Here is a 13,267-nt window from a genome sequence, read left to right as displayed (position 1 = left end):
CTAACGCAAGACAGGCTGGAATGGCACGTCTTGCGTTGGCAGGACGCGGCGCTGGCCAGCGCCGGATGGGGACTCGATTTTGGCGGGGGCGCGCCACTTCAGGCATGATGTTGTTTCATCCACATCTCTGCCCGGAATCCCCATGGAACACCACAGCTTTCTCATCAACATACTGTTTTACCTGGTGGCCGCCATCATCCTGGTGCCGCTGGCCAAGCGCCTGGGCATGGGCGCCGTGCTGGGCTACCTGGTGGCCGGCGTCGTCATCGGGCCGTGGGGCATGGGCCTGATCAAGAATGTCGAGGTGATCCTCAGCTTCTCGGAGTTCGGCGTGGTGCTGCTGCTGTTCCTGATCGGCCTGGAGCTGGAACCGAAGCGCCTGTGGCTGCTGCGCCGGCCCATTTTCGGCTGGGGCGGGGCGCAGGTGGCCGTCGTCAGCGCGGGGCTGTGCGCCGTGGCCATGGCCTTCGGCGTGGACTGGCGCACGGCGCTGGTGGGCGGGCTGGGCCTGTCCCTGTCGTCGACGGCCATCGTGCTGGCCACCCTGGGCGAACGCAAGCTGATGAGCACGCCCGCCGGTTCCGCCGGCTTTTCCATTTTGCTGTTCCAGGATATCGCCGCCATTCCCATGATCGCGCTGGTGCCGCTGCTGGGCGGTCTCGTCACGCATGGCGGCGAGCCGGGCTGGCTGCGCGTGGCCAAGCTGGCCGCCGTGCTGGCGGCGCTGGTGATCGGCGGGCGTTTCCTGGTGAATCCCATCCTGCGCTTCATCGCCAGGACGGACCTGCGTGAAATTTTCACGGCGTTTGCCCTGCTGCTGGTGATCGCCATCTGCGTGCTGATGGAATCGGTGGGTCTGTCGATGGCGCTGGGCACTTTCGTCGCCGGCGTGCTGCTGGCCGATTCCGAATACCGCCATGAGCTCATTTCCGATCTGGAACCGTTCAAGGGCTTGCTGTTGGGCCTGTTCTTCATGGCCGTGGGCATGTCCGTCGATTTCGGCGTGCTGCGCGCCCAGCCGCTGCTGATCCTGGCCCTGGTGGCGGGGCTGCTGGCGGTGAAGATCGCCTTGCTGTACCTGCTGTCGAAATTCTTCGACATTCCCCGCGGCCAGCAGCTGTTCTTCGCGCTGCTGCTGTCGCAGGGCGGCGAATTCGCCTTCGTCGTGTTTGCCGCCGCCGTGGCCGCCCATGTGTTTTCTCCCGAGACGGGCGCCTTGCTGGTGGTGGTGGTGACGGTGTCGATGGTGGCCACGCCCTTGCTGCTGCTGGCGCACGACAAATTCGTCGCGCCGCGCCTGCAGAGCGACAAGAAGCGCCGCCCGGACGACCATATCGAGGCGCAGGACAATCCCATCGTCATCGCCGGCTTCGGCCGCTTTGGCCAGATCATCGGCCGCCTGCTGGCGGCGAACAAGATCGGCGTGACGGTGCTCGATCACGACCCGGACCAGATCGAGCTGCTGCGCAAGTTCGGTTTCAAGGTGTTTTATGGCGACGCCACGCGCGTCGATCTGCTGGTGGCGGCCGGCATCGAGAAGGCCAGGGCGCTGGTGATCGCCATCGACAACGTCGACGACAGCCTGGCGCTGGTCGACGCCGTGCGCCTGCGCCTGCCCCAGCTGACGATCCTGGCACGCGCGCGCAACGTCACGCATTACTATGAATTGATGAAGCGGGGCGTGACCCTGATCGAGCGCGAGACCTTCGCCGCGGCCTTGCTGCTGGGCGAGCAGACCTTGCGCCAGGTGGGCTTCAGCGAGGAGCGGGCGCAGCGCGCGGCCGGCATCTTTGGCCGGCATAACCTCAAGACCTTGCTGGAAGTGGCGCCGCACTTCCAGGACCAGCAAAAAGTCATGTCCCTCACGCGCCAGGCGCGCGAGGAACTGGAAGACATGTTCGAGAGCGATGCGGCGGCGTTCGCGGCGGCGGAAACGGCCACTCCGGGGTCAGACCCTCAACACCGCTAACGCAGAGGCTTGCGCTAACGTGTGTGGGGGTCTGACCCCAGCCTTCGCTTGGGGTTGCGTCGGCTTGCAAGCGGCTTACTTCCCCCGCTTCGCTTCGATCGCCTCGATCTGGTCCATGATGCTGTTCATGCGCGCCACCAGCGCCTGGTACGGTTTCGGCGTGGCCAGGTCGACGCCGGCCGCCTTCACCAGTTCATACGGATACGCGGAACCGCCTGCACCGAGCATCTTCAGGTAGGCGGCCAGCGCGCCCGGTTCCTTGTCGAGGATGCGCTGCGAGAAATCCTGCGCCGCCGCGATCGAGGTGGCGTACTGGAACACATAGAAGCCGTGGTAGAAGTGCGGCACGTAGGCCCATTCCAGCGCGTAGGCCGGGTCGATGGTCATGACGCCCTGCGCCTCGCCGTGGTAGCGCTTGAGGATGCCGGCGTAGATGGCCGTGATCTCCTCGCCCGTCAGCGACTCGCCCTTGTCCACCTTGCCGTGGATGGCAGCCTCGAATTCGGCGAACATGGACTGGCGGAAGAAGGTGCCGCGCAGGTTTTCCAGCGCCGCGCCCAGGTACAGCAGGCGCTCGTCGTCATCCTTGGCCTGCTTCAGGCGCGCGTCGAGCAGCAGCGCCTCGTTGGTGGTCGAGGCGATTTCCGCCACGAAGATGCTGTACGGCGCATAGATCGACGGCTGCGCCTTGTTGGCCAGCACCGAGTGCATGGCGTGGCCCCATTCATGCGTCAAGGTGCTGACGGCCTCGTAGTTGTCCGTGTAGTTCAGCAGCACGAACGGGTGCACGTCATACGCGTCGCCATTCATGTAGGCGCCCGCCACCTTGCGCGGGCGCGGATAGACATCCATCCAGCGCGCGTTCACGGCGGACGTCAGCGCGCGCACATACTCGTCGCCCAGCGGCGCGACGGAGTCGAGCATCATCTGCTTGCCGTCGGCCAGCGGGAAGGTGCGGTCGCTTTTCAGCAGCGGCGCATACACGTCGTAATACGCCAGGTCCTTGATGCCCAGCATGCGCGCGCGCAGCTTGAAGTAGCGGTGCAGGGTGGGCAGGTTGGCGTTGGTCTGGGCGATCAGGGTCTGGTAGACGGCCGGCGGCAAATTGTCGGCGTCCAGCGCGGCGCTCTGCGAATCGGGGTAATGGCGCACCTTCGCATACGCGGCGTCCGTCTTCAGCTGGCCGTACAGGGTTTCGCCGAAGGTGCGCTCGTACTCCTTCCACTTGCCGAAGAAGGCGTCGAACACCTGCTTGCGGTCGGCGCGGTTGTCGTCGCCGCGGTATTTCGTGTAGGCGGCCTGGTCGAGGCGTACTTCCTTGCCGTCCGACAGTTTGACGGTGGGCCAGGGGATTTCCGCGTTGGCCAGGGTGCGGTAGACGCTGGCGGCCGAACTGGTCGCCAGGCCGAATTGCGCCACCAGTTGTTCGCCGGCCGCGTCGAGCGTATGCGGCGCGCTGCGCAGCATGTTGCTCAGCTGGAAGCGGTACAGCTGCAAGCCCTTGTCCTGCGCCAGCATGGCATCGATGCGCCTGGCGCCCAGGGCGAGGATTTCCGGCTGCAGGAACGTGGTGGCCTGGTTGAACTCATTGCCCAGCAGGGCGGCACGCTGGTTCAGCTGGTTGCCCTTGCTGTCGCCCGTGTCCTGATCGTAATACTGCGCCGCATACGTATAGAGCATGTTGACGCGCTTGCGCGCATCCGCGTACAGGTCCAGGCAGCTTTTCAGGCGCGCCGGCGAGGCTTTCAACTGCCCCTTGCAGGCGGCCAGCTGCTGCAGCTGGGCCGACAGCTTTTTGGCGTCGGCATCGAAAGCGGCATCGTTTGGATACAGGGCCGTCAAATCCCAGCGGTCGGCCTGGCGGTCGGTCTGCGCGGGGGCAGGCGCAGGAGCGGCAAAGGCGGTGGCAAGGCTGAGGGCAAGCAGGGAGAACAGCAGGGGGCGCTTGAGCGCGGATGGCGTCATGGTTCATTCCAGTGAGGTTGTCGGAAGAATGCGTGCTGACCGCCGGTCAGGAATGCGCGCGTGACACATCGCGTACCGGCAGAGCTGACTACGGTACCTCAAATGGGCGCAGGGGGAAAGGAGAAGGGCGCCGCCACCGGGATGGTGGCGGCGAAACAACAGGAGCGCGAAGGCCGGGGAGGTTACAGCGGCTGCAGCGCGATGGTGCCAAACGTCGTTGGCGTCGAGCACGGCTCTTCGTCGAAGGCGATGTCGCCCATCGGATTGGCCACGCCATCGGCCTTCAAGTCCTTGAAACCGAACAGTTTCGGGTCCATCAGGTGCGACGGGGCCACGTTCGACAGGGCCGAGAAGATGCTTTCCACGCGGCCCGGGAATTTCTTGTCCCATTCGCGCATCAAGCCCTTGATCTGCTTGCGCTGCAGGTTTTCCTGCGAACCGCACAGGTCGCATGGAATGATGGGGAAGCCCTTGACTTCCGCATAGCGCTGCGTGTCTTCTTCCTTCACGTAGGCCATCGGGCGGATGACGATGTGCTTGCCGTCGTCCGACTGCAGCTTGGCCGGCATGCCTTTCAGTTTGCCACCGAAGAACATATTCAGGAAGAAAGTTTCCAAAATATCATCACGGTGGTGGCCGAGGGCGATCTTGTTGGCGCCCAGCTCGTCGGCCACGCGGTACAGGATGCCGCGGCGCAGGCGCGAGCACAGCGAACACGTGGTCTTGCCTTCCGGGATCAAACGCTTGACGATGCTGTAGGTATCCTGGTTTTCGATGTGGAACGCCACGCCCAGTTCCGTCAGGTAGGCGGGCAGGATTTCCGGCGGGAAGTTCGGCTGCTTCTGGTCCAGGTTGACGGCGACGATATCGAAATGAATCGGTGCGCGTTCGCGCAAGGTCATCAGGATGTCCAGCAGCGCGTAGCTGTCCTTGCCGCCCGACAGGCAGACCATTACCTTGTCGCCATCTTCGATCATGTTGAAATCGCCGATGGCCTGGCCCACCAGGCGGCACAGGCGCTTGTGCAGCTTGTTGTTTTCCAGGGCGATCTTTTCCGCCTTCTTGCGCGCCAGTTTCTGCGCTTCCACGTTGGCCGGGATTTCCACGGCGGCGGTCATCGATTCGTGCACGGCGGCGTTGTTCATGTTGCTCATACTTCATCCTTGATCTTGAATACTTCCACGCCCACGCCTTCGCAGTCGGGATACACGTCCGGTTTCATGCTCGAAACGCGCGCGGCGCGCACGCGCGGGTGCGACAGCATGGCCGCCAGCACGTCGTCGACCAGGCTTTCCTGCAGCTGCACGTGGCCTTGCGCCATGCGTTTGGCGATGGTTTCGCGCATGAAGTCGTAGTCGACCACTTCTTCCAGCTGGTCATCCTTGGGCGTCGACAGGGCCAGGGGAATGTACAGGTCGACGTTGATGAGGACGCGCTGCTCGCCCTTTTTCTCGAAGTCATAGACACCGATGTTGATGAGGACTTCGTAATTGCGCAGGAACAGGCGCCGGCAATCGGCCAGGCGGGGGTGGAACAGGGCGGACGACATAATTTACCTTTTAGGGGATGCTGGAATGCTGGTTTGTCTGGTGTGGCTGCTGATTATTTGGTCAAAAACATGACGTCGCGGGGCAAGCCGATCAAATGCTGGCCGCCGTCCACGAGCAAGGTCGTGCCTGTCAAGGCGCGCGCGCGGGCCACATAACAGACGCTGTCGGCCACATCCTCTGGCGTGCTGGAACGGCCCAGCGGCGTATTTTCGTGCGCCTTGGAAAAGTTCGCTTCCGTTTGCTCGCCGGAGACCATGGTGATGCCGGGGGCGATGCCGACCACGCGCACTTTTGGCGCCAGCGCCTGGGCCAGCATGGTGGTCGCCGACAGCAGCGCCGCCTTGGACAAGGTGTACGACAAAAAATCAGGATTGAGATTGTACAGTTTTTGGTCCAGCAAGTTGATGACGACGCTTTGTCCGCCGCTTGGCGTCGCCTGGTACAGGGCCTGCGCCAGCAGGATGGGCGCGGCCAGGTTGGCGTGCATGTGGGCGTCCAGCGCGCCGACGGAAAAATCGCCGGCGTTGTCGTATTCAAACAACGATGCGTTGTTGACGACACACGTGACGGGGCCCAGTGTCGCCTGCACCTGCGGCAGCAGCTGGCGCACGGCCCCTTCCTGGGCCAGGTCGCACGGAAAGGCGTGGGCGCGGCGGCCCAGGGCGGCGATTTCCGCCACCAGGCTGAGCGCTTCGTCGTGCGATGCGCGGTAATGCACGGCAATATCCCAGCCGTCGCGCGCCAGGCCCAGGGCGATGGCGCGGCCGATGCGGCGCGCGGCGCCCGTGACGAGGGCGACGCGGGGGGGGCTGTGTGGCAGTGTCGATGCTGGTGTCATGTCTTTACTGTATTGATATGTGAGGTGAGGCTGCCAGGGCCGGTACTGGCGGCTTGCGCCGCCGATTCGCTACAATACGGTATGTCTCTTCCCGTACCCGATAGCGACGCGCTGGCCGCGTCCCATGCCTTGCAGCACCAGATTGCCGCCGAAATCGCGCGCAATGACGGCGCCATTCCCTTTGTCCGCTTCATGGAGCTGGCGCTGTATGCGCCTGACCTTGGCTATTACAGCGGCGGCGCCGCCAAGCTGGGCAAAGATGGCGATTTTACAACCGCACCGGAAATTTCGCCCCTGTTCGGCGCCACCCTGGCCCATGTGGCAGCCGCTATTATGGCGCAAACGGCCCCGCGCATCCTCGAATTCGGCGCCGGCACGGGCAAGCTGGCCGTTGACATCCTGACGGAAGCGGCGCAGGCCGGCATCCATATCGAGCAGTATGCGATCGTCGAATTGTCCGGCGAATTGCGCGCGCGCCAGGAGCTGGCGCTGGCCGCCTTCCCGCAAGTGGTGTGGTTCGACGGTTTCCCCGACAGCTTCGAAGGCGCCGTGTTCGGCAATGAAGTGCTCGACGCCATGCCCGTCAACCTGATCAGCAAGACGCCCGCCGGCTGGTGCGAGCTCGACGTCAGCATCGCCGACGGCCAGTTCGTCTTTGTCGAACGGCCCGCCGGCGCTGACGTCGCCGCGCAGATCGCCGCCCAGGTGCCCGAGGCGGAGGCCTTGCCTGTCGGCTACGTCACCGAGATCCACGGCGTGGCCAGCGGCTTCATGCGCTCGCTGGCGCGCATGCTGACGGCCGGCAAGGGCGGGGCGGCCGTGCTGTTCGATTACGGCTTCCCCGCGCACGAGTATTACCTGGACTTGCGCGCCACGGGCACCCTGATGTGCCATTACCGCCACCATGCCCACGCGGAACCGTTTTATCTGCCCGGCTTGCAGGACATCACGGCCCACGTCGACTTCACGGCCATGGCCGTGGCGGCGCAGGATGCGGGCCTGGACGTGCTGGCCTATATGAACCAGGCCACCTTCCTGCTGGGCGCCGGCATCGGCGACTTGCTGCTGCGCACCGACCCGCAAGAGGTCAGGACCTACCTGCCGCAGGCCAGCGCCGTGCAGAAGCTGCTGTCGCCGGCCGAGATGGGCGAGCTGTTCAAGGTGCTGGTCGTGGGGCACCGGGTGGAATTGCCGGAAGCCCTGTTGTCAGGCGACCGCAGCCACCGACTCTGATGTCAAGGCAGGGCGTAACGGCCCTGCAATTTCCTGTCCGCCGGTGGTTATTATCTTGTCATATCGTATATGATGACCGATACAGCACGGTTCCATCCTGCAAGAACCCGTCGCCGCGCACCGATTTCAAGATAGAACGATGGGAAAGATACATACACACTATGACAACCTGAAAGTGGCGCGCCTGGCGCCGCAGGAAGTCATACGTGCCGCGTACAAGGCCCTCAGCCAGAAATACCATCCCGATAAAAATCCCGGTGACGAAAAGGCCGCGCGCATCATGGCCATTCTCAATAGCGCCTATGGCACCCTGTCCGACCCGCAGCGCCGCAAGGAGCACGACGAGTGGATCGCCGCCGAGGAATGGGAAATCGAATGGCTGGAAAGTACCCATCATGAAGAAGGCAAGGGCAAGGACGGCCGCGCCAAAGGTCATTCTCAGCAGCATGAGCACGCCTGGGCGCAGGACGTGCCGCCGTCCAAGGGCAAGGCGCGGCATGGCCACGCACCGATCTGGCGCAACTGGCGCTGGTGGCTGAGTCTGCTGGTCTGTTTGCTGCTGGGCTGGCTGGGCGCCTTGCTGATGCTCGACACCTCCCAGCCCGTCCCGGCCGCGCTGGTATCGGCCTGGAGCGGCCTGGCCCGCGATGGCGCCAGGGCGCACCCGCCGACGGCACCGCCTGATACTGCCGCCACAGCGCCGGCAAAGAACGAGGTGGTGGCCATCGACAGCTGGGCGGTGGGCAAGCCGTATGCGGCCGAGCCTGCACAAGCCAAGGCGCCCGAGATCCGCGTACTGGCCGTCACCCAGTTGAGCCTGAAGCCTATCCACCCGGCCTGCGATGGCGCCAGCACGGCCGAGTCGGCGGCGCTGGTGGCGCCGAATGGCGAACCCTGGCCGGCGCAGTCCGGTTATGTGGATGGTTTTCCGATCGGTAACAGGGGCGATGAACTGACCTTGACGATCGATAACAGCGCCAACGCGGCGCCCGTGTTCGTCAAGCTGTATGACCAGGAGCGGCGTTCGAACGTGCGCTACCTGTACATCCTGGCGCACGACAAGCTGACGGTGGAACAGCTCGGTGCAGGCAGGTATGAGGTGCGCTACCAGAGCGTCGGGCCGGGCCAGGACCCGTGTGGCGGCAAGGCGCAGAGCGCCGTGCCGGCGTCCGTGCCCAGTCCCGCCAGTGCCGAAGGGGGCGCGCAGAATCCTGTTGTAAGCAGCATCTAATCTGATTATGCTTGATAGGCGTCAAAGCAGCGTCCACATCGACCTTATCCATTAGGAGTATTCATGACCGACCTCAAAGCCGATGCAGATGATAACTGGCTGCTCGACGAGGATGAGCCGGTGGCCAGTCCCGCGGGACTGGCGGCACCCGATCAGCGCCTGTGGCGTGTGCTGATCGTCGATGACGACGTCGACGTGCATGCGGTGACGCGGCTGGCGCTGCGCAATGTCAGCTTCAAGGGCCGGGAACTGGAGCTGTTTTCCGCCTACAGCGGGCGCGAAGCGTTCGAGATCCTGCGCGACACGCCCGATATCGCGCTGGTGCTGCTCGACGTGGTGATGGAAACGGACGATGCGGGCCTGATCCTCGCCAAACGCATCCGCGCCGAGCTGAACAACCCCATCGTGCGCGTGGTGCTGCGCACGGGCCAGCCGGGCCAGGCGCCCGAGCAGCGCGTCATCATCGAATACGACATCAACGATTACAAGGCGAAGACGGAGCTGACGACGCAGAAGCTGTTTACCACCGTCATCTCGGCCCTGCGCGCGTATGAAAGCCTGATGATGCTCGAGCGCAGCCGCATCGGCCTGGGCAAGATCCTCGCCGGCGCCACCAACCTGTACCAGATCCATTCCCTGCGCGAATTCGCGTCCGGCGTGCTGAACCAGGTCAGCGCCATCCTCGACGTGGGCGCCGATGGCGTGCTGTGCCTGATGCAGGGCGGCGCCGGACGGCCCGAGGTGGTGGCCGCCACGGGCACCTATGCCATGCTGGCCGAATCGGAAGCCTTGCCGGCCGACCATGCCCTCACGCCCACCATCGACAAGGCCTTCGCGGAAAAGCGCAGCCAGTTCGAGCATCCGGCCAACGTGCTGTTCATCCACACGGAAGGCAACCGCGAACTGGCCATCTCCGTCACGCCGCCGTGGCCGCTGGCGCAGATCCAGCGCGACCTGCTGGAAGTGTTTTGCCAGCGCATCGCCGCCGCCTTCGACAACCTGTACATGTTCGGCCAGCTGCGCAAGGCGCAGGAAGCCACCGTCGTGGCCCTGGCCGACCTGGCCGAATTCCGCGACAGCGACACGGGCGGCCATGTGCGGCGCGTGCAGCAGTTGTCCGACGCCATCGCCCGCCGCATGCAGCAGCGCGGCGTGTATGCCGACGAGCTCACGCCGCAGCTGCTCGACATGATCGGCCTGGCCAGCATCCTGCACGACGTGGGCAAGGTGGCCACGCCGGACGCCGTGCTGCTCAAGCCGGGCCGGCACACGGACGAGGAGCGGGCGCAGATGCAGCTGCATGCCAGCGTCGGGCGCACCATCCTTGAACGGGCCGCCAACATGGTCGATGGCGTCAGCTACCTGACGTATGGCGCGCAGATCGCCGGCGGCCACCACGAGCATTTCGATGGCGCCGGTTATCCGAATGGCCTGAAGGGGCGCGACATTCCCGTCGCCGCGCGCATCGTGGCGGTGGTCGACGTCTTCGACGCCCTGCTGCATGAACGGCCGTACAAGGAGCCGTGGCCGTATCCGCAGGTGCGCGAATACATCGAGCAGCGCAGCGGCAGCCAGTTCGACCCGGAAGTGGTGGCGGCGCTGCTCGACCTGATCGACCATGAGCCGCAACTGTGGCATCCGGAGCGCGCCGTCGCCTGATTTACGGGTTTTCCCGGGCAGTTTCGGCGCCGCGCCATTCCCTTGCGCGCGGCGCCGGCATATACTCGGCAGCCTCATGCTGGCTGGCGCCATGCACCAGTGTGGCGCGCCGCTGAGTTTTCGGACATCACGACATGAAAGAACTCAAGGGCCTCAGCGCACTGATCATCGAGCCGCATCCGGGCATGCGCTCGAGCCTGCACAACATGCTCAACCTGTGCGGCCTGGCGAAGATCGACGATGCGGCCAGCTCGGGCCAGGCGATCCGCATGTTGGGCAGCAAAGCGTATGACCTGATCCTGTGCGAATACGACCTGGAAGGGGGACAGGATGGCCAGCAGATGCTGGAAGACTTGCGCCACCATAAGTTGATGCACGCCTCGACCATGTTCTTCATGGTCACGGGCGAAGGCAGCTTCGCCAAGGTGGTCAGCGCCGTCGAGCTGTTGCCCACCGATTACATCCTGAAGCCGTTTACCGCTGACAACATGCTCGAACGCATAGCCCGCGCGCTCGACAAGCGCAACGCCTTCGTGCCCGTGTACGCGCTGATCGACGTGGGCAACGAGCGCGCGGCGATCGCCGCCTGCGCCGAGGGCGCCAGCCTGTATCCCCGCTATGCCACCGATTTCCTGCGCCTGCGCGCCGAGCTGCACCTGCTGCTGGGGGAAGCCGCGGACGCGGAACCGATCTATGCGGCCCTGTACGACAGCAAGGCCATCGGCTGGGCGCGCCTGGGGCAGGCCAAGACGCAGTTCCTGCTGGGCGAGTACGACGCCGCGCAGGGCACGCTGGAAGGCTTGTTGGAAAACAATAAGCGCTTTCTCGACGCCTATGACTGGCTGGCGCGCACGCACTTGGCGCAAGGCAAGCCGGAACTGGCGCAGGCGGCCCTGAGCGAAGCGGTGGCGCTGTCGCCGCATGCCGTGCGCCGCCTGCGCCGCCTGGGCGAGGCGGCCCTGGCGGCCGACGACATCGAGACGGCGGAAAAAGCCCTCAAATTGGTGGTCAGCAAGGCCAAGTATTCCGAATTCCGCGATCCGGAAGACCATGTGCGCCTCGTGCAGACCCTGGTGCGCAAGGGCGATCCGCTGCAGGCGGGCGCCGTCATCCGCGACCTCGACAAGTCGATGGGCGGGCAAAAGAACGCGGAGCTGTGCAGCGCCCTGTGCAGCGCCATGCTGCATGCGCAGACGGGCAACGGGGAGCGCCTGCAACAGTCGCTCGATGCGGCCCTGGCCGCCAACCGCCACAGCGTGGGCGGCTCGAACATGCTCAAGACGGAACTGGCGCGCCACTGCCTGGCGCACGGGCGCGAAGATGGCGCGGCCGAGGTGATGCGCGAAGTCATGCGCAATGCGCCCGACAGCGCCACCATGACGCGCGCCATGGCCGTCTTTGAAAAGGCGGGGCGCGAGGAACTGGCCAAGGCCCTGGCGCGGCAAAGCCGCCAGGAAGTGGCCGACATGGTGGCGGCCGGCGCGGCCAGGGCGGGGGCGGGCGACTTCCGCGGCGCCGTCGAACTGATGGGCGAAGCCGTCACGCGCCTGCCCGAGAATCCGCAAGTGGTCTTCAATGCGGCCGTGGCCGTGCTGAAATGCCTGGAGCACGAAGGCTGGGATGAGCGCATGGGGCAGCAGGCGCTGACGTTCATTGCCGGCGTGCGCCGCCTGGATCCGCGCAACCCCAAATTGCCCGTGCTGTCGGGGCTGCATCAACAGTTGTTGCGCAAATATAAGCCCCATGGCAACTCCTGGATGCATCCGCCCGACGCCCGGTAAGGAAGGGAAATGGGGGTAAATGACGGAAAAATGCGGCTTCCAGGTAGGGGGGATAAAAAAAATGCGAAAAAAGACGACTTTTTTGCGCCAACCCTTGCACATTCTCAAATCGGGAGCTTATAATCACGCCCCGAAGCAGCCAACTTCTTCTTTATAAGCAAATGCAGCAGTCAGGCATCAGTAAATAAGGTTGACAGTTGTGAGTAGATGCTTCATACTCTGCGGTTCCCGCGGAGGGGTGGCCGAGTGGTTAAAGGCGACAGACTGTAAATCTGTTCTCTATGAGTACGCTGGTTCGAATCCAGCCCCCTCCACCAAGTTTTTGCAAGGAAAACTGGGTAGTAGCAAAAAGCAAGTGAAGATAAAGTGAACGATACCTCGCGGGTGTAGCTCAATGGTAGAGCAGAAGCCTTCCAAGCTTACGACGAGGGTTCGATTCCCTTCACCCGCTCCAGTTTCCGTTCAGATGCTTGATGCATCGCATGCAACAAATTACAGCCCTTGTAGCTCAGTGGTAGAGCACTCCCTTGGTAAGGGAGAGGCCACGTGTTCGATCCACGTCAAGGGCACCAGAATTCGCAGCAGGCAGCACAGAAGCAATTCAAACCAGACCGTCGGGCGTGTGCCTGAGCAATCTAATCAAATCATTAGGAGTTCAAAATGGCAAAAGGTAAATTCGAACGGACCAAGCCGCACGTCAACGTCGGCACCATCGGCCACGTCGACCACGGTAAAACCACGCTGACCGCTGCAATCGCAACGGTTCTGTCGAAGAAATTCGGCGGCGAAGCTAAAGCATACGACCAGATCGATGCGGCTCCAGAAGAAAAAGCGCGCGGTATCACGATCAACACCGCCCACGTCGAGTACGAAACGGAAACCCGTCACTACGCACACGTTGACTGCCCAGGCCACGCCGACTACATCAAGAACATGATTACCGGTGCCGCGCAGATGGACGGCGCGATCCTGGTGTGCTCCGCAGCTGACGGCCCAATGCCACAGACCCGCGAACACATCCTGCTGGCCCGCCAAGTTGGC

At 63.9% G+C, this 13,267-nt stretch carries 10 protein-coding genes and 3 tRNA genes; 9 read left to right on the top strand and 4 right to left on the bottom strand.

Annotated elements, in window-relative coordinates; genetic code table 11:
• Positions 1-142 precede the first annotated feature (142 nt).
• Positions 143-1,969: a glutathione-regulated potassium-efflux system protein KefC gene (kefC, locus tag BM193_RS16555; protein ID WP_092798598.1), complete on the top strand. Its 1,827-nt coding sequence runs from the start codon at positions 143-145 to the stop codon at positions 1,967-1,969.
• Between the two features lie 75 nt (positions 1,970-2,044).
• On the opposite strand, the gene pepF is transcribed toward kefC, so the two are convergent.
• From pepF to BM193_RS16535, 4 genes are all read right to left on the bottom strand, one after another.
• Entirely contained in the window at positions 2,045-3,934 is a 1,890-nt protein-coding gene (pepF, locus tag BM193_RS16550) for an oligoendopeptidase F (protein ID WP_092798597.1), read from the bottom strand.
• Positions 3,935-4,116: 182 nt separating this feature from the next.
• Positions 4,117-5,052 carry a tRNA 2-thiocytidine(32) synthetase TtcA gene (gene ttcA, locus BM193_RS16545; protein WP_092799159.1) on the bottom strand — a complete coding sequence of 312 codons (936 nt, stop codon included), beginning with the start codon at positions 5,050-5,052 and terminating at the stop codon, positions 4,117-4,119.
• Between the two features lie 32 nt (positions 5,053-5,084).
• Positions 5,085-5,483, bottom strand: coding sequence for a dihydroneopterin aldolase (locus BM193_RS16540; protein ID WP_092798596.1), 399 nt, complete (start codon positions 5,481-5,483; stop codon positions 5,085-5,087).
• Positions 5,484-5,536: 53 nt separating this feature from the next.
• Entirely contained in the window at positions 5,537-6,322 is a 786-nt protein-coding gene (locus BM193_RS16535) for an SDR family oxidoreductase (protein WP_092798595.1), read from the bottom strand.
• A gap of 81 nt (positions 6,323-6,403) precedes the next feature.
• Here BM193_RS16535 and BM193_RS16530 point away from each other — a divergent pair, with 81 nt between their 5' ends.
• The 8 genes from BM193_RS16530 to BM193_RS16495 form a co-directional block, all read left to right on the top strand.
• Positions 6,404-7,555: a class I SAM-dependent methyltransferase gene (locus BM193_RS16530; protein ID WP_092798594.1), complete on the top strand. Its 1,152-nt coding sequence runs from the start codon at positions 6,404-6,406 to the stop codon at positions 7,553-7,555.
• A 139-nt stretch (positions 7,556-7,694) separates the two neighbouring features.
• Positions 7,695-8,786: a J domain-containing protein gene (locus BM193_RS16525; RefSeq protein WP_092798593.1), complete on the top strand. Its 1,092-nt coding sequence runs from the start codon at positions 7,695-7,697 to the stop codon at positions 8,784-8,786.
• 63 nt (positions 8,787-8,849) lie between these two features.
• Positions 8,850-10,445: a DUF3369 domain-containing protein gene (locus BM193_RS16520; protein WP_092798592.1), complete on the top strand. Its 1,596-nt coding sequence runs from the start codon at positions 8,850-8,852 to the stop codon at positions 10,443-10,445.
• A gap of 134 nt (positions 10,446-10,579) precedes the next feature.
• A complete protein-coding gene (locus tag BM193_RS16515; RefSeq protein ID WP_092798591.1) occupies positions 10,580-12,226 on the top strand; it encodes a tetratricopeptide repeat-containing response regulator in 1,647 nt (548 codons plus the stop codon).
• Positions 12,227-12,458: 232 nt separating this feature from the next.
• Positions 12,459-12,543 (top strand) — tRNA-Tyr (locus tag BM193_RS16510).
• A gap of 63 nt (positions 12,544-12,606) precedes the next feature.
• Positions 12,607-12,680, top strand: a tRNA-Gly gene (locus tag BM193_RS16505).
• 43 nt (positions 12,681-12,723) lie between these two features.
• A tRNA-Thr gene (locus BM193_RS16500) sits at positions 12,724-12,798 on the top strand.
• Between the two features lie 88 nt (positions 12,799-12,886).
• Positions 12,887-13,267: GTP-binding protein (locus BM193_RS16495; protein WP_175533318.1), on the top strand; the 381-nt coding region annotated here is incomplete at its 3' end.

The organism is Janthinobacterium sp. 344 (assembly GCF_900112025.1).
GTDB lineage: Bacteria > Pseudomonadota > Gammaproteobacteria > Burkholderiales > Burkholderiaceae_D > Janthinobacterium.
This window is presented reverse-complemented; position numbering and strand designations above follow the sequence as displayed.